General features: G+C 67.2%; 18 protein-coding genes. 2 read left to right on the top strand and 16 right to left on the bottom strand.

What is annotated here, in order from left to right:
- Positions 1 to 87 precede the first annotated feature (87 nt).
- Positions 88 to 1,044, top strand: coding sequence for a PEP-CTERM sorting domain-containing protein (locus tag WDZ97_RS05745; RefSeq protein ID WP_425762085.1), 957 nt, complete (start codon positions 88 to 90; stop codon positions 1,042 to 1,044).
- Between the two features lie 17 nt (positions 1,045 to 1,061).
- Here the strand turns inward: WDZ97_RS05745 and WDZ97_RS05740 are convergent, their stop codons facing one another.
- The 16 genes from WDZ97_RS05740 to WDZ97_RS05665 all read right to left on the bottom strand — a co-directional run bounded on the left by WDZ97_RS05740 (position 1,062) and on the right by WDZ97_RS05665 (position 15,200).
- Complete coding sequence (locus WDZ97_RS05740; RefSeq protein ID WP_425762084.1) at positions 1,062 to 2,423, bottom strand: FAD/NAD(P)-binding protein; 1,362 nt, start codon at positions 2,421 to 2,423, stop codon at positions 1,062 to 1,064.
- A 137-nt stretch (positions 2,424 to 2,560) separates the two neighbouring features.
- Positions 2,561 to 2,842, bottom strand: a complete 282-nt coding sequence (locus WDZ97_RS05735) for a DUF2325 domain-containing protein (protein WP_020164542.1) — start codon at positions 2,840 to 2,842, stop codon at positions 2,561 to 2,563.
- A gap of 180 nt (positions 2,843 to 3,022) precedes the next feature.
- Positions 3,023 to 3,658 (bottom strand): peroxiredoxin, encoded by a 636-nt coding sequence (locus WDZ97_RS05730; RefSeq protein ID WP_019918381.1) that lies wholly within the window; start codon positions 3,656 to 3,658, stop codon positions 3,023 to 3,025.
- Between the two features lie 114 nt (positions 3,659 to 3,772).
- Positions 3,773 to 4,441: an RBBP9/YdeN family alpha/beta hydrolase gene (locus WDZ97_RS05725; RefSeq protein WP_425762083.1), complete on the bottom strand. Its 669-nt coding sequence runs from the start codon at positions 4,439 to 4,441 to the stop codon at positions 3,773 to 3,775.
- 19 nt (positions 4,442 to 4,460) lie between these two features.
- On the bottom strand, positions 4,461 to 4,682 hold the full coding sequence (locus WDZ97_RS05720; protein WP_425762082.1) for a TOBE domain-containing protein: 222 nt from the start codon (positions 4,680 to 4,682) through the stop codon (positions 4,461 to 4,463).
- Between the two features lie 11 nt (positions 4,683 to 4,693).
- A complete protein-coding gene (locus WDZ97_RS05715; RefSeq protein WP_341421414.1) occupies positions 4,694 to 5,518 on the bottom strand; it encodes an ATP-binding cassette domain-containing protein in 825 nt (274 codons plus the stop codon).
- A gap of 11 nt (positions 5,519 to 5,529) precedes the next feature.
- Complete coding sequence (ssuC, locus tag WDZ97_RS05710; protein WP_425762081.1) at positions 5,530 to 6,321, bottom strand: aliphatic sulfonate ABC transporter permease SsuC; 792 nt, start codon at positions 6,319 to 6,321, stop codon at positions 5,530 to 5,532.
- Positions 6,322 to 6,330: 9 nt separating this feature from the next.
- Positions 6,331 to 7,560, bottom strand: a complete 1,230-nt coding sequence (locus tag WDZ97_RS05705) for an acyl-CoA dehydrogenase family protein (RefSeq protein ID WP_425762080.1) — start codon at positions 7,558 to 7,560, stop codon at positions 6,331 to 6,333.
- A gap of 10 nt (positions 7,561 to 7,570) precedes the next feature.
- Positions 7,571 to 8,542, bottom strand: a complete 972-nt coding sequence (locus WDZ97_RS05700) for an aliphatic sulfonate ABC transporter substrate-binding protein (protein WP_425762079.1) — start codon at positions 8,540 to 8,542, stop codon at positions 7,571 to 7,573.
- 38 nt (positions 8,543 to 8,580) lie between these two features.
- A complete protein-coding gene (locus WDZ97_RS05695; protein WP_425762078.1) occupies positions 8,581 to 9,309 on the bottom strand; it encodes an ABC transporter ATP-binding protein in 729 nt (242 codons plus the stop codon).
- 10 nt (positions 9,310 to 9,319) lie between these two features.
- On the bottom strand, positions 9,320 to 10,159 hold the full coding sequence (locus WDZ97_RS05690; protein WP_425762077.1) for an ABC transporter permease: 840 nt from the start codon (positions 10,157 to 10,159) through the stop codon (positions 9,320 to 9,322).
- Positions 10,160 to 10,163: 4 nt separating this feature from the next.
- Positions 10,164 to 11,156 (bottom strand): aliphatic sulfonate ABC transporter substrate-binding protein, encoded by a 993-nt coding sequence (locus tag WDZ97_RS05685; RefSeq protein WP_425762076.1) that lies wholly within the window; start codon positions 11,154 to 11,156, stop codon positions 10,164 to 10,166.
- Between the two features lie 227 nt (positions 11,157 to 11,383).
- A complete protein-coding gene (ssuD, locus tag WDZ97_RS05680) occupies positions 11,384 to 12,535 on the bottom strand; it encodes an FMNH2-dependent alkanesulfonate monooxygenase (RefSeq protein ID WP_425762075.1) in 1,152 nt (383 codons plus the stop codon).
- Positions 12,536 to 12,546: 11 nt separating this feature from the next.
- Positions 12,547 to 13,527, bottom strand: a complete 981-nt coding sequence (locus WDZ97_RS05675) for a sulfonate ABC transporter substrate-binding protein (protein ID WP_425762074.1) — start codon at positions 13,525 to 13,527, stop codon at positions 12,547 to 12,549.
- Positions 13,528 to 13,580: 53 nt separating this feature from the next.
- Positions 13,581 to 14,174, bottom strand: coding sequence for an NADPH-dependent FMN reductase (gene ssuE, locus WDZ97_RS05670; RefSeq protein WP_425762073.1), 594 nt, complete (start codon positions 14,172 to 14,174; stop codon positions 13,581 to 13,583).
- Positions 14,175 to 14,192: 18 nt separating this feature from the next.
- Complete coding sequence (locus WDZ97_RS05665) at positions 14,193 to 15,200, bottom strand: sulfate ABC transporter substrate-binding protein (RefSeq protein WP_425762072.1); 1,008 nt, start codon at positions 15,198 to 15,200, stop codon at positions 14,193 to 14,195.
- Positions 15,201 to 15,398: 198 nt separating this feature from the next.
- On the opposite strand from WDZ97_RS05665, the gene WDZ97_RS05660 reads away from it, so the two are divergent.
- Positions 15,399 to 16,580, top strand: a complete 1,182-nt coding sequence (locus WDZ97_RS05660) for an FAD-binding domain-containing protein (RefSeq protein WP_425762071.1) — start codon at positions 15,399 to 15,401, stop codon at positions 16,578 to 16,580.
- Positions 16,581 to 16,584: the final 4 nt, after the last annotated feature.

The following is a 16,584-nucleotide window of genomic DNA, read 5'->3' as shown; positions in this document are numbered from 1 at the left end:
AGAAAGACAACAGGGGGTGCGCTGATGCACCGCCCGTCGCGGCCGCACGCAAGGCCGTGATCTGGTCCACTGTCGATGGAGCCTGCCATGACGTCCAAACACCTTGTCCCGTTCCGCATCCGTGCCAGCCTCGCTGCGCTGCTGGGTACCGCCTGCCTGAGCGGCGCTGCTCAGGCGGTCCCGAACGACACCTTCCGCAGCTGGAGCTATGTGAGCCTGCCCGGTGGCGGCCTGCTGTCCGACGGCCAGCCATGGAACGGCGATACCGCCTTGTGGAGCGGCGCCAGCTCGGCCTGGCTCGATGCCGACAGCCACGCGCGTTCGCAGATCGGTTTCGAGAATGGCAAGCTCGCGGCGAAGATCGAGGTCAGCGCCCGGTCGCCGGTCAATGGCCACGTCTACTCCGAACTGTTCTATCGCGATCAGGGTTTCGTCTGCGATGCCGATGCGTGCGGAACGGCCGTGCCCTCGGCGGCGTCCTTCACCGTGAATCTGCACCAGGACGGGCAATTCACCGCGGGCAGCGCCAATTTCAGCGTGTCCTACGCACTGTGGTCGGCAGGCGCCTTCCACAGTTTCCACTTCGCGGTGCAACAGGGTGAGGGGCCGCTGGCGCCCTATGGCGCGTTCTCAACCGAGAATCTGGTGACCGGGCAGTCGACGCTGGAACCGCTGATGATTGCCGGGCCGTCCGGCCAGCCGGTGTTCAATCCCTTGTTCAACCTGGTGTGGGAGGACGACGATCAGGACGGCGTGTACAACTTCGCCTATGACCTCAGTTTCACGGCCGCCACCCAGGGCGTGGACCTTAGGGAGGATCTGTTCATGTCCGCCTACGTCTACGGCACGCCCGACGGTCAGTTCTTCGATTCATTCAATTCCTTCCATTCCACCTGGACACCGGAGGCCGGTGCCACGCTCTATGGCAGCGGTGGACGGTCAGTCGTCGGCCCGGTGCCGGAACCTGATGTCTGGGCGCTGATGGCGGCAGGACTGGGAATCGTGGCTGTCCTCGGCCGTGTGCGTCGCTGCGAAGTCGACTGACTGATCGCGGCTGACGCTCAACCGCCAGCGGCGAGCAGGCTGTCCACTGCCGCCGCGGCGTGCTTGCGCAGCTCGGGTATCGCGGTGGCTTCCCAGAACTGGGCACGCAGTAGCGGGCCCACGTAGTACAGCCCGTCCACGCTGCGTCCGCGCGCGTCGATGGCCCGGCAGCGGGCGTCGACCATCAGGCCGAGCTTGAGCGGATCCTGCGTCATCAGACCGCTTTCCAGCAGACGGTGCAGCAACGGTGCGCGCTGGGCGTCGATGCGGTGACCCGGGCCGGTGCAGTTGACGATGCGGTCGAACTGCTGCGCCTGCGGACCGCGGCGGGCCTCATCCCAGCGCACGGTCACGCCGCCCTCATCAGCTGCCGCAGCGCGCAGCCGTCCGGCGGCGACGGTGAGGCGACCGTCCTGCAGCAGCGCGTTCATCGCGTTGAAGGGCTCGGGAGCGGTGCGGTGTCGCAGCACCTCCCAGTGCGGCCGTACATGGCGCACGAAGCGCCGCTTTTCGCGCTCGTCCAGGCTCTGCCACAGCGCCGGCGTCAGGGCACGCAGCGAGCCGATCACGTCGCGCCAGTCGACGCAGGCACGCTCGGCCTGGGCGACCGCAGCGCGCACGAGGCGGGTGAGCGCACGCGCACTGCGGGCCTGCAGCAGCGCTTCGCGGTCGAGCGGGATGGTGGCCGGAGGTGCGTCCTGCGCGCGGTGCGAGCGCGGCAGCAGGCCGCGGCGCGACAGCGCGGTGATTGGGCCGCGGTGACCGCGCCGTGCGAGATCGACAACCACATCGAGCATGGTCAGGCCGCTGCCCAGTATCAGCACGCGCTCGTCGGGGCCAATGTGCTCGACGGCGCCCGACCACGGATCGTTGATGTAGGCGGCGCCCAGCGCATCCAGACCCGGCAGTGGCGCGACCGGACTCAGGTGTCCCATCGCGAGGATGACGGCATCGGTATCCAGCGTCGCGTCGCCTGACAGGTGAAGACGGAAGCCGCCGGCAAGGCGCCGCTCGATGGCATCGACCCGCGCCGTTCGGATGTCGAGGCGGCCCGGATGGGCGTCGGCGGCCTGGCGCAGGCGCTGTTCCAGATACTCGCCGTACAGCATGCGCGGCACGAAGGCGCTGGCGCGGTAGCGATGCCCCGTCTCGTCGAGGTAGCGGACGAAATCGCCTTCCTGCGCCGGGTCCATGCCGAGGCGGCCGGCCGGCACGTTGAGCAGGTGCAGCGGCGAACGGGTGCCGTAGGCCAGACCGCGGGCGACCGGACCGGAGGCGTTGATCAGGCTGACCTGCCAGCCATCGCCGCAGCGGGCGAGGAACTGACAGGCGCAGGCCGTGCCGCTGAAGCCGGCACCGATGATGACGAGCGTGCGCACGCGGAAACCTTTCACCAGGAGGGCCGAAGCAGATGGATGCTCCGGCGTACGCGGCGACTATAGCGCCCGCCGCCTTGCGTTTCCGTGACTCGGAACCGCGGCGCAGGCCGCGGCCGTGATGCAGTTCCCGACCGGGCTCAGGCCGCCAGCTGCGACAGTGCGTTGCGTATCTGCGAGCGGCTGCGCGCGCTGTAGACGACCGGCAGTCCGTGCTGGCTGGCAAGCCTGCGCACGCGCGCGGCCATGCCGTGATTGACGTGATCGATCAGCAGCACGATGCCGCGCAGGTCGCGCGGCAGCGGTTGATGGTGGTCGGCGGCGCGTCGGCCGCTCCAGTGATGCAGGCGGTCTATGCCGGCCTCGCGTGCCGAGTCAGCGAACTGGTTGGGGTGGTCACCGCCGACGACAAGGATGGCCATCTGAGGTACTCCTGATTGCGATGGCTCGACCTTACGGACTGCCCGCAGCCAGGGGAACTGAATTGTTCTGCGCAGCTTCTTCAGCACAGCTTTGCCGGATGAAGCCTATGTGCAGCCCGACGGTGGACGAAAAAAAGCCCGGCCGGGGCCGGGCGTTTCGATGCCGGAGTGGCCGTCTGTTTACTTCGGCTGCGGCGTCAGGCGCAGATAGGGCCGTACGGCCTTGTACCCGGCGGGGAAGCGGCGCGCGATCTCGTCCGGGTCCTGCAGCGAGGGCACGATGACCACGTCGTCGCCGTGCTTCCAGTTGCCGGGCGTGGCCACCGAGTGCTTGTCGGTGAGCTGCAGCGAATCGATCACACGCAGCACCTCGTCGAAGTTGCGGCCGGTGCTCGCCGGGTAGGTGATGATGAGGCGCACCTTCTTGTTCGGATCGATGATGAACAGCGAGCGCACGGTCAGCGTGGCATTCGCGTTCGGGTGGATCATGTCGTACAGCTCGCTCACCTTGCGGTCGCCGTCTGCGATGATGGGGAAATTCACGGTGGTGTTCTGCGTGTCGTTGATGTCGGCGATCCAGCGCGTGTGCGACTCGACCGGATCGACCGACAGTGCGATGGCCTTGACGCCGCGCTTGTCGAATTCACCCTTGAGCTTGGCGGTGAGGCCCAGTTCGGTGGTGCATACGGGCGTGAAGTCCGCCGGATGCGAGAACAGCACACCCCAGCTGTTGCCGAGCCATTCATGGAAACGGATGCGGCCGGCGCTGGAATCCTGTTCGAAGTCGGGGGCGATGTCGCCCAGTCTGAGAGTCATGATGTGGTCCTTTCATTCAAGAAGTGCAGGGTCTGCTGGCGTCGGGTGTCGGTTGCCGTCGTCGGGGGACAGCGAGCATCAATGCGAGTCCGGATACTTCGGCGTGCAGCGGCATCAGAGCGTCGCCCGCGACTGGCGTCGAAGCTTTGCCAACCAGCCGTGCCGGCGCGGGGCCGGTTCGTTTCCTTCCGCGAAGCTGCCCAGCGGAAGGTCACGTTGTGCATGATGCATCAGTCGGAACAGGCGCAGGCATTGCGGCCAGGCGCCCCGATGAACGGTCGGGTCGATATTGCCCAGCGCACTGGTCAGCAGCAGTCGGCTGCCCCACCTGTCGGCCCACTGGCTGGCGGTGACCAGACGCATGTCCGGATCGTCGGCGCTGGCGATCACCAACGAGGTGAAGCCCAATGTCGTCTGCGGCAGCAGTCCCGAGATCGACGGCTTGCGGGGTATCGTCTCTTCACCCTCGATCAGCGGACCGTCGGCACCGTAGCGTTCGGGGTCGACGGGCGTCACCAGCAGCGCGCCGGCGACGCGATCGGTCCGGTCGGAGGCGGCCATGATGGCGGCAAGGCAACCGAAGCCATGCGCGATGAGCCAGACCGGGCCGGCCGAGCGGGCGATTGCCTGCTTCACGCGACCCGTTCTGTGTGCCAGCACCGGTGAACTCCACTCGTCGTGCGGCACGCGGCGCGCCTCCGGAAGTTCGCCTTCGAGCCATGACAGCCAGTGTCCCGGTGGCATGCCCTGAAGCCCGGGAATAATGAGGACGGTGGACGTCATGGCGATGCGCTGCTCGCGATCAGCTGCCGATGCGGGCGATCGACACTTCGGTGGATTTCACCAGCGCGACCACTTCAACGCCTGGCTTCAGGCCCAGCTCGTCGACCGAGCGCGTCGTGATGACCGAGGTGACGACGCCGGCCGGCGTGTCGACATCGACTTCGCTGACCACGTCGCCGCGGACGATCTCCTTCACTTTGCCCTTGAACTGATTGCGTACATTGATTGCGGTGATGGCCATGGTGCTTCCTTTCAGATTGCGAACGAAATATGGGCAATGCCCGGTGTCCAGGCGTCGGTCGACGCCGCGGAGGATTCGATGGGCGGCGCACTGAGCACGCGCGACAGGATGCGCGCCTCGTAGGCAGAGAAGCCGTTGCTGGCGCGCTCGCGCGGGCGGGCGAGACGGACGTCAAGGTCGAGCGCGATGGCGCCGTCCTCGATCAGCAGCACGCGGTCGGCCAGCGCCACCGCCTCCTGCACGTCGTGCGTGACCAGGATGGCGGTGAAGCCTTGTTCCAGCCACAGCGACTCGATCAGTTGCTGCATTTCGATGCGAGTGAGCGCGTCGAGCGCGCCCAGCGGTTCATCGAGCAGCAGCAGGCGCGGCGAATGCACCAGTGCGCGGGACAGCGCGATACGCTGGCGCTGGCCGCCGGACAGCTGGGACGGCCAGTCGCGTTCGCGGTCGGCCAGGCCGACACGCGCCAGCACTTCGCGGGCACGGCGGCGGAAGGCTGGTGTGAGGCCCAGTGACACGTTGTCGAGCACGCGCTTCCACGGCAGCAGACGCGCTTCCTGGAACATGATGCGCACGTCGTCGGCGCTGCCGTCTATCGACAGTTCGCCTTCGCTGGCCTGGTCGAGGCCGGCCAGCAGGCGCAGCAGCGTGCTCTTGCCGCAGCCGCTGCGGCCGACGATGGCGACGAATTCGCCCGGACGGATATCGAGGTCTATGCCGTGCAGCACCTGGCGGTCGCCGAAGGCCTTGCCGATGCCGCGCAGCGTGACGGCCGCGCCGTTGATCACGCGTTCGGCGGCGCTCACTTCGCTGTTCTCTTCCGGTGAGAAGTACATGGTCGGCTTCCTCAGCGCGTCTGGTAGTTCGGGTGCCAGGACAGCCATACGCGTTCCAGCGAGCGGGCCAGCAGGTCGGCCAGCTTGCCGAGCAGGGCGTACAGCAGGATGCCGACCAGCACCACGTCGGTCATCAGGAACTCGCGCGCATTCATCGTCATGTAGCCGATGCCTTCCTGCGCCGAAATGGTTTCCGCCACGATCAGGATGACCCACATGAAACCGAGAGAGAACCGCACACCAACCAGGATGGACGGCAGCGCGCCCGGCAGGATGATGTCGCGGTAAAGCGCCCAGCCGCGCAGACCGTAGGAGCGGCCCATCTCGATCAGACCGGCGTCCACCGAGCGGATGCCGTGGAAGGTGTTGATATAGACCGGGAAGAACACGCCCAGCGACACCAGGAAAAGTTTGGCCGTCTCGTCGATGCCGAACCACAGAATGACCAGCGGGATCAGCGCCAGCGGCGGGATGTTGCGGATCATCTGCACCGTGGTGTCGAGCAGGGTTTCGACCCGTTTCCACGAGCCGGTGGCGAGGCCAAGCAGCAGGCCCAGGCCGCCGCCGATGGCGAAGCCGCTCAGCGCGCGCTGCGCGCTCACCAGCACGTGGCGCCACAGTTCGCCGCTGACCGCCAGCGTCCAGAAGGCCTTCAGCACGTCGAGCGGCGCCGGCAGCACGCGGCTGGACAGCCAGCCAGTCTGCGCAGCGATCTGCCACAGTACGACCAGCGCGAGCGGCAGGCTCCACGGCAGCAGTTTCTGCCGCAGATGCGACAGCGAGGTATTTTTCCGGATACTCATGTCATGTCTTCAGGAATAGATGGAGGGCTCGGGCACGCGGTCGTCCAGCACCCAGCGGCCGATGTCCTGCAGCTTGTAGTCGAGGTTGTCGTGCAGCGTGTGCACGCGCACGTTGCGCCAGTAGCGGTCGTGGCCGTAGCGGGCGGCGGTGGCGCGTGCGCCCATCAGTTCGAACACGCGCGACGTCACGTCGAGTGCGGCGCGGCCGGCGGCGATCTTGGCCTGCCAGATCAGCAGCGCGACCTCGCCGCGTTCGCGCGCGGTCAGTGCGTCGCCACGTTCCCATGCCTGCTGCAGCGCCTGCTCCGCCTGGACGGCCAGCGCCAGCGCGCCGCGATAGGCGATCCACAGTTCAGCGAAGCGCACTTGGCCGTAGGGGTCGTCGGCGGCGCGGGCCACGCCGCTGGAGAACCAGGGGCGCGCTTCGTGCTGCACGTAGTTCCACGCGGCGCGCAGCGCACCCTGCGTGTTGCCGAGATAGATCTCGGTCAGGATGAGCTGCGACACCAGCGTGCGCAGCGTCGCCCGCGGCGTGCCGCGGGTGCCCGGCGGCCCGAGTATCTCGTCCGTCTCGACGCGCACGTTCTCGAAGGTGACGGTGCCGCTGTCGGTTTGGCGCTGGCCGAGGTTGTCCCAGTCGTCGTGCACCGTGATGCCGGCGCGGTCGGACGGCAGACTGATGAACACCCGGTCCGCCGGATCGTCGCCGCGCGGTGCGGTCACGTTCAGCATGTCGGCGCCGGTGGCACCGGAGCAGAAGGACTTCACGCCGTTGAGCACGAAGTGGTCACCTTCCGGCGTGAGCCGGATGCGGGTGTCCAGACCGTTGGTGGCATTGCCCCAGAACCAGCCTCTCGCCACCGTATCGCCGAGCAGGCGGGCCTGCTGCGCCGGGTTGGCGAACAGCCGCACGCTGGCCACCTGCAGGTGCTGGAAGCCGAACAGGTGAGCGAGCGAACTGTCGGCTTCGGCGAAGCGGCGGATGATGGCGTAGATCTGCGGCCAGGGCAGTTCGGCGCCGCCGAATTTCGCTGGTACCGCGAGCGTGAGCAGGCCGCTGTCGCGCAGCAGCTGGCGTTCGGTCCAGGCGGTGCCGCCGGCGCGGTCACGCTCGGCGGCGGTGGCTTCGAGCCCGCGTGCGGTGCGCTCGACCGCGTCGGTATGGTGGCCGAAGTCGCGGTCGAACAGGTGCGCGGCCTCGCGGCGTTCGAGCTGGCGTGTGGTGTCCGGAGCATTCATTGCGGTCGCCTTACAGAGACGGTTTCCAGACCGGCACCGCAGTGGCATTCACCTTGCGCGGCAGCAGGCCCTCGCGGGTGAAGGTGTCGGCGATGGCCTGCTGCTCCTGCAGCCGCTCCGGCTGCACCAGACGCACGTCGTAGCTGCGACGGACGTTGGCCTGTTCGACCGTGGCTTCATCCAGACCCCACACCGGCGCCAGCAGGGCGGCAGCGTCCTTTGGGCTCTGCTTGACCCATTTGCCGGTTTCGGTGAGCGCGTCGTGAATCACCTTGATCACGTCCGGCCGCGCCTGCGCGAAGGGCGTGGAGGCGAGGTAGTAGCGCTGGTACTGCGCCAGATTCGTGCCGTCGGCCAGCACGCGCACCTTGGCCTGGCGCTGCACCGCGGACAGGAAGGGGTCCCACACCACCCAGGCGTCGACGCTGTCGCGTTCGAAGGCGGCGCGGCCGTCGGCCGGCGCGAGATAAGCGGGCTGGATGTCCTTGAAGCTCAGTCCGTTCTTCTCCAGCGCGGCGATCAGCAGGTAGTGCACGCCGGCGGCCTTGGCGAAGGCGACGCGCTTGCCCTTCAGGTCGGCCACGCTCTTGATCGGCGAATCGGCCTTGACCACGATGGCCTGCGCGGTGGGCGAGGGCGCCTCCTGCGCGACATAGGTCAGGTTGGCACCGGCGGCCAGTGCGAACACCGGCACGGTGTCTGCGACGTCGGCCGACACGTCGACGCTGCCGACGTTCAGCGCCTCGAGCAGCGGAAGACCGCTGGCGAACTCGTGCCAGCTCACCTTGACGCCCAGCGGCGCGAGCTTCTGTTCCAGCGTGCTGCGGGTCTTCAGCACGGTGATCAGTGTCGATGACTTCTGGTAGCCGATGCGTACGGTAGTCGGCTTGTCCTGTGCGGCGGCGCTGCCGAGTGCAAGCGCCGGCAGCAGGGCGATGAATGCCTTCAAGGCGTTACGGCGAAGAGTGAAACGTGTGCTCATGGCGAAGTCCTCTTTCTGTGTGTGGGGTGTGGCGCACGTCAGACGACGTGAGCGCCTTCGAGAATTTCGAGAATCGTGTTGCGGGCATCGGCCAGCGCCGGTGAGCGGCGGTGGCGCGGTCGTTGTTCCGTGATCGTCACTTCGTCCAGCGCGCGGCCGTTGCCCATCACCACGACGCGGTCGGACAGCCAGGCTGCCTCGTCGACGTCGTGCGTCACCAGCAGCAGCGTGGTTCCGTGTTCGCGGGCGATGGCCAGCAGCAGCTCCTGCAGCTTCATCCGCGTGAAGGCATCGACCGCGCTGAAGGGCTCGTCGAGCAACAGCAGGCGCGGCCGGTTGAACAGACCGCGGGCGATCGCCACCCGCTGCGCCATGCCGCCGGACAGCGCCTTCGGCAGCGCGTCGGCCACCTGTGCAAGGCCTACTTCCTCCAGCAGCGTGAACACGTGCGGGTCACTGGCGCGCCCGGCGTCGGCGTCGAAACCGACGTTCTGCGCGACGGTGAGCCAGGGCAGCAGTCGCGGCTCCTGGAAGATGAAACCGATGTCGCGGTGGATGCCGTGCTGCGCCTGACCGTCGAGCCGCACCTGTCCATCGTGTTCGCGGTCCAGGCCGGCGACGATGCGCAGCAGCGTGCTCTTGCCGCAGCCGCTGGCGCCGACCAGGCTGACGATTTCGCCGGCCTCCAGTTCGAGCGAGAAGTTGTCCAGCACGAGCCGGTCGCCGAAGCGTTTGGCACGCACATGCACATCGAGCAATGCAGTCATCGTGCGCTCCTCAGGCCAGCCGGCTCTCAAGCGCGTCGCGCCAGGCCAGCGCGCGCCTCTCGAGTGATTTGAGGACGCTGTCCGACAGCTTGCCGAGTACGGCCAGCAGCAGGATGGCGGCGAGCACGATGTCCGGTCGTGAGGTTTCACGGCCGTCCGTCAGCAGGTAACCCAGGCCGCGGGTGGCGGCGATCAGTTCGGCGGCGACCAGGAACATCCAGGCCAGGCTCAGGCCGACGCGCAGGCCGGTGTAGAGGCTGGGCAGCGAAGCCGGCAGCAGGATGCGACGCACCAGCGCGGAGCGGCTCAGGCCATACACCTCGCCCAGTTCCACCAGCTTGCGGTCGACATTGCGCAGGCCCGACAGCAGATTCAGATAGACCGGAAAGAAGGCGCCGATCGCGATCAGCGTGATCTTGGGCGTTTCGTCTATGCCCAGCCACAGCAGCAGCAGCGGCACCCAGGCCAGACTGGGCACGGCGCGCAGTGCCTGGAAGGTCGGATCAAGCAGCGCTTCGGCGCGACGGTCCAACCCGACCACGACGGCGGCAACCACCGCCAGCGAGGCGCCGATCGCGAAACCACCGGCGACGCGGGCAATGCTGACGCCGATATGCGATGCCAGGCCGCTGCCCAGGTCGAACAGCGTGCGGACGATCTCGCTCGGCGCAGGGAACAGGTGGGCGGCCAGCACGCCGCTGCGCACCAGCACCTCGAAGGCGAGCAGCGCGAGTGCGGGCAGGACCCAGCCCAGGACCGGGTGGGGACGCCCGGCGCGACCGGCGGGGACGGCCGGCCGCGCGGACGACACCGTCGCCTGAAGGGAGGAGGTGCGGGCAGCGGTGTTCATGGCATCAGTCCTTGGCCGCGACCACGGCGGCGGCATGGGTCGGGTCGATCAGTTCGGTCACCACCTTTGCGACGTCGGTGCCTTTGCGCACCAGTTCCTCCTCGACCAGGATGGGTGCTGCGGCGCGCAGCGCGTCGTGGTGTTCGCGGCCGATGCGCGGGTTCGAAAAATCGGTGCGCTTCAGTTGCGCCTGGGCCACGGCCAGGTTCAGCTTTGCTTCCTCGGCCAGCAGCTTCGCGGCGTCGTCCGGATTGGCGATGACCCAGCGGCGGGCGCGCTCGTAGGCAGCGATCACCGTCTTCACCTGTTGCGGGTGTGCCTTCAGGAATTTCTCCGACACGTTCAGGAAGCCGTAGGTGTTGAAGTTCACATTGCGGTAGATGAGCTTCGAACCAGCCTCCAGTTCGCTCGCAGCGAGGTGCGGATCGAGGCCGGCCCAGGCGTCGACGCGCTTCTGTTCAAGTGCGACGCGGCCGTCCGGATGCTGCAGGTGGACGATCTCGACGTCGTTGCGCGACAGACCTGCCTCCTGCAGCGAGCGCAGCAGGAACAGATAGGGGTCGGTGCCCTTCGTGGCGGCGACGCGCTTGCCCTTCAGCTCGGCCACCGATCTGATGGTCGAATCCTTCGGTACTGCGAGTGCGGTCCACTCCGGTCGCGAATACACATAGACCGAACGGATCGGATTGCCGTTGGCGCGGCTCAGCACGGCGGCCAGGCCGGCGGTGCTGCCGAAGTCGATGGCGCCGCTGTTGAGGAATTCCAGTGCGCGATTGCTGCCCTGGCTCAGCGTCCATTTCACCTCGATGCCGGCCGGCTTTACGGCCTCTTCCAGCCAGCCGAAGCGCTTCAATACCAGGCTGGTCGGCGAGTAGTAGGCGTAGTCGAGGCGGATTTCCTTCGGCGCGTCGCCGGCGGCGAAGCCGGTCAACGGCAGCGTGGCGGCGAGCAGACTGGTGACCAGCAGGCGACGGTTGCGGAAATGCGTGGTGCTCATGGTTTTCCTTTTGTGCGGTCCGGAGGATGGTCGCGCTGTGTCGCGCGTCTGAAGGTCATCCTAGGGGTGGGGGATGCGCACTCAAACCAATTAAATCTGCGCTGCATTTGCGCAGGCGCGCTGCGGAGCTTTGCCGTTCGAGTGATAAGCGGATCGGCGCCAGAGCAAAGAAAAAGGCCATCGCCCGGTAGGGGGCGATGGCCTTCAGGGTGCTGCGACGCAGGGTGTCAGCTCGCGGATGCAGCAGGTACGTAATGGTTGGCGACGATTTCGCCGAAGGGCCCGGACAGGCTGAAGCCCGGCAGCCCCTCCTTCTGTGCGCGCGGCAGGTGGGGAAACACCTGCTCGGCGAAATTGTAAGCCTCTTCGAGATGCGGGTAACCGGACAGGATGAAGGTTTCGATGCCGAGCTCGGCGTATTCCTTCATCCGTGCGGCAATGGTCGGGCCGTCGCCGACCAGCGCCGTGCCGGCGCCACCGCGCACCAGGCCGACCCCCGCCCACAGATTGGGGCTGACTTCCAGCTTGTCGCGACGACCACCGTGCAGCGCGGCCATGCGGCGCTGACCTTCGGAATCCATCTGCGCGAACTTCTTCTGCGCAGTGGCGATGGTGGCGTCATCGAGATGACGGATCAGGTCTTCCGCCGCCTGCCACGCCCGCTCTGTCGTTTCACGGGCGATCACGTGCAGGCGGATGCCGAAGCGCAGCGTGCGGCCGTGGGCGGCGGCGCGGCGGCGCATGTCGGCGATCTTCTCGGCCACCGCGGCCGGCGGTTCCCCCCAGGTCAGGTAGACATCGACCTGTTCGGCCGCCAGTTCGTGCGCGGCGGGTGAGGAGCCACCGAACCATAGCGGCGGATGCGGCCGCTGAACGGTGGGGTAGAGCTGCTTGCCGCCCTTGACCGACAGGTGCTTGCCGTCGAAGTCGATGGCCTCACCGGTGTGTGCGTTCGCCAGGATGCCGCGCCAGATGCGCAGGAACTCGTCGGTGATCTCGTAGCGCTCGTCGTGCGTATTGAAGATGCCGTCGCCGTCCAGCTCGGTCGGGTCGCCGCCGGTCACCACATTGATCAGCAGGCGGCCGCCGGACAGGCGGTCGAAGGTGGCGGCCATGCGCGCGGCGGCCGACGGCGCGGTCAGACCCGGACGCAGCGCCACCAGGAACTTCAGGCGCTGGGTGAAGCCGATCAGCGCCGATGCGGTGACCCACGCGTCCTCGCAGGAGCGGCCGGTGGGCAGCAGCACGCCGTCGTAACCCAGCGTGTCGGCAGCGATCGCCACCTGCTTCATGTAGTCGAGGCTGACCTGGCGTCCGCCCTCGGCGGTGCCCAGATAGCGGCTGTCGCCGTGGGTGGGGATGAACCAGAACACATTCATGATGCGGACCTTCAGCGGTTGGCAAGTACCGAGGCCTGGCGGACCTCGATGCGTTTCGGAATCAGCTTCAGTTCGAAGAAGGTGTCGGCGAGCTTCTGCTGTTCGGCGAGGATGGCGTCGGTCACCGGCTTCGCGTTGAACTGGTAGCGGCGCAGTGCCAGTTCGACCACCTCGGGCGCCAGCCCCTGTTCCGGCGCGATGCGGGCGGCGGCCTCCTTGATGTTGGCCTTCAGCCAGACCGCATTGCTGTTGATCTCGTCGAACAGCGCGTCGAGCACCTTGCCATTGGCTTTCGCATAGTCGCGGGCGGCGAGGTAGTAGAAGAAGTTGTTCACGACGCCGCTGCCGTCGGCCAGTACGCGGGCGCCGATCTGCTTCTCGGTGGCGGCGAGGAAGGGGTCCCAGATCGCCCACGCATCGACTGCGCCACGCTCGAATGCGGCGCGGGCATCGGCCGGCGGCAGGAACACCACCTGGATGTCGGTGTATTTCAGGCCGTGCTTTTCCAGCAGCTTCACCAGCAGGTAATGCACGTTCGAGCCCTTGTTCAGCGCGACGCGCTTGCCCTTCAGTTCGGCCACTGAACGGATCGTCGAATCCTTCGGCACGACGATGGCTTCGGCCTCCGGCGAAGCCGGGTCGTAGCCAGCGTAGATGAAGTTGGCGCCGGCCGCCTGGGCGAAGATCGGCGGTGCTTCGCCGACCGCGCCGACGTCGACGGCGCCGATGTTGAGGCCTTCGAGCAGCTGCGGGCCGGCTGGAAACTCGACCCATTTCACCTCGACGCCGAGCGGCGCCAGACGCTTCTCGAGCGAGCCCTGGGCCTTGAGCAGCGTGAGCAGGCTGGCCGATTTCTGGTAGCCGATGCGCAGTGGCTGCGCTGCCGCGGCGTGGGGGGCGACGAGGGCGGCCGATGCGGCGAGCACGCCGCCGGTCAGCCAGGCGAGCGCCTTGCGGCGCGAAATGAACGACAGGGATGAGAAGGAGGGCATCGATGGATTCCTTTGCGTGGCTCAGGCAGGGACGAGGCGGGCGGTGCGCCGGCTCAGACGCTGCAGCGGACCTGATCGAAGGGCACCGGATCGGCCGCGGGTTCCGGGCGGCGAGCCAGCAGCGCGCGATACTCGTAGATCAGCCGGTCGGTCGCCTGGGCGAGCCGGTCGATGATTTCGGGCGACAGCAAATAGTCCCCGGTGTCCGACTTGCCCACCGTGGCGTCGGTGGCATGCACACCGGGCAGCACCAGCGAAGGCGACATCGACTGCAGTACCGGGCGCAGCGCGTAATCGAGCGCCAGCGCGTGGTGCGGACTACCGGCGGTTGCCAGCGGCAGCACCACCTTGCCTTCGAGTCCGTTCTGCGGCAGCAGGTCGAGGAAGCTCTTGAGCAGTCCGCTGTAGGCCGCCTTGTAGACCGGCGTTGCAATGACGATGGCGGTGGCGCCGGCGACGCGATCGCTGGCGATCCGGATCTGCGGGTCGCCGAACTTCGCGTTCAACAGTGCGTGGGCGGGCAGTTCGGTCAGCTTCAGACGGCTGTTGTCGATGCCGCGGCGCTGGATCTCCGCCGCGACGAACCCTGACAACGCGGCCGAGCGCGAAGGCTCGACCGGGCTGCCCTGTATGAACAGGATGGACATTGACGTTCCCGGCGGCGCTCAGCGCACGCTGATCTGGTCGAACACACCGCCGTCGGCGAAGTGGGTCTTCTGCGCCTTGGTCCAGCCGCCGAACTCGTCGTCGATGGTGAACAGCTTCACCGGCGCAAAGGTCTTGGCGTACTTGGCGGCGACCTTCGGGTCGATCGGGCGGTAGTAGTTCTTCGCCGCGATTTCCTGACCTTCCGGGCTGTACAGGTATTCAAGATAGGCGGTCGCTACGGCGCGGGTGCCGCGCTTGTCTACCACCTTGTCGACCACGCTGACCGGCGGTTCGGCCAGGATGGACAGCGAGGGCGTGACGATCTCGAACTTGTCCGGACCGAGTTCCTTCACCGCCAGATAGGCTTCGTTCTCCCAGGCGATCAGCACGTCACCGATGCCGCGTTCGACGAAGGTGGTGGTCGAGCCGCGTGCGCCGGAGTCGAGCACCTTCACGTTGGCGAACAGCTTCCTGACGAACTCCTTGGCGGTGGCGTCCGATCCGCCCGGCTGCTTCAGCGCGTAGGCCCAGGCGGCCAGGTAGTTCCAGCGGGCGCCGCCCGAGGTCTTCGGGTTCGGCGTGATCACCTCGACGCCCGGCTTCACCAGGTCGCTCCAGTCCTTCAGACCTTTCGGGTTGCCCTTGCGCACCAGGAACACGATGGTCGAGGTGTAGGGCGAGGCGTTGTGCTGCAGGCGCTTCTGCCAGTCGGCTGGAATGAGCTTGGCGTTCTGGTGCAGCGCATCGACGTCGTAGGCCAGCGCCAGCGTCACCACGTCGGCTTCGAGGCCGTCGATGACCGAACGCGCTTGCTTGCCGGAGCCTCCGTGCGACTGCTTGATGGTGACGTTATCGCCGGTCTTCGCCTTCCAGTGTTTGGCAAAGGCGCTGTTGAAGTCCTGATAGAGCTCGCGCGTCGGGTCGTAGGACACGTTCAGCAGCGTGATGTCGGCGGCGAAGGTGTTGGCGATCAGCGTGGTGCCGAGCAGCAGGCTGGCGGCGAGGGTGCGAAGGGTAGTTTTCATTGTGTTGGGCTCCGTGTTGGGAAACATGCGATGGAGCGCACTCTAGGCAGCGCGCCGCACGAAGCGAACCAATTAAAACTGCGCTGCTTTGCAGCGGATTCGTGCAAAGCATTTGCAGCGGAGTGGGAAGCGAAAGCGCGAACCTGTACGGGATTTTTCCGGCGTGGCAGTGGTCTGTGGCACGAAAGGACACTGCCGATGAACGATCTCTTCACCCCGCTCGCGCGCGACGCGGCCGATCATGATTTCGAACCGTCACCGCGGGGCGCGCTGGCGCGCATCGACGCCATCCGCCCGGGCGTCTATGCGCGCACGCGGAACCACCTCGACGGCGCGGTGACGCGGCTGTCGCCGTATCTGACGCACGGCTTCATCGATGTACCGCAGGTGATCGAGCGGCTGTCGCAGCGCGTCGCACTGTCGGCGGACGACAAGATCGTGTTCGAACTGGCCTGGCGCGAGTACTTCCACCATCTGTGGCGCCACTGGGGCGAAGGCATCTTCGAGCCGCGCCGGCCGCCGCCGGCCTCGGGCTACGCCGCAACGGTGCCGGACGACGTGCGCGCGGCGCGTACCGGCGTACCGGTGATCGACGGCGCGGTGCGCACCTTGTACGACACCGGCTATCTGCACAATCACGCACGCATGTGGCTGGCCAGCTACGTCGTACACGTACGCAAGACGCACTGGCGCGCCGGCGCCGACTGGATGTACCGCCACCTGCTCGACGGTGATCTGGCGTCGAACACGCTGTCCTGGCAGTGGGTGGCCGGCACGCTGACCGGCAAGCCCTATCTGTTCAATGCGGAGAACGTCGCCCGCTATGCGCCCGATCTGGCCAGCCCGGGTACCGTGATCGACGCCGGTTACGAGGCGCTTGACCGCATCGCACGGCAATCGCCGGACTGTGGTCCGGAACCCGGGCACGCACCGGGCGTGGTCGAACCGGCGCCGGGTGTGGTGCCCGACCCGGATATCTGGGGCCTGCGCGACGACCGTCGCGAGTGCTGGATCATGCATCCGTGGGCGCTCGGCGCGCCGCCGCAGGGCAGGGTGATTGGCTGGCTGGAGCCGTCCTTCCACGCGCGCTTTCCGTGGAGCGAAAAGCGCTGGAGCTTCGTGCTCACCCGCATGCGTGCCGCCTGCGACGGCATCGTGGTCGGCGACGCGCGTGCGCTGCGCGAACGCCTGGGCGAGATCCGGCTGGCGTCGATGCAGACGCTGAATCCGGGCTATGCCGAGGCGATGCGCGCCGCCGGCGTGCTGTGCGAGCCGGTGGCACGGCAGTTCAACGACCCACCGCAGCCCATGCCGTCCTTCACCCGCTTCTGGCAGACCGTCGCGCCAAAGGCCGCGACCCCGCGGCCGTGGCACCACTGAGGAT

The sequence above is a fragment of the Methyloversatilis sp. MC4-4 genome (assembly GCF_049843555.1).
GTDB classification, from domain to species: Bacteria; Pseudomonadota; Gammaproteobacteria; order Burkholderiales; family Rhodocyclaceae; genus Methyloversatilis; species Methyloversatilis discipulorum_B.
This window is presented reverse-complemented; position numbering and strand designations above follow the sequence as displayed.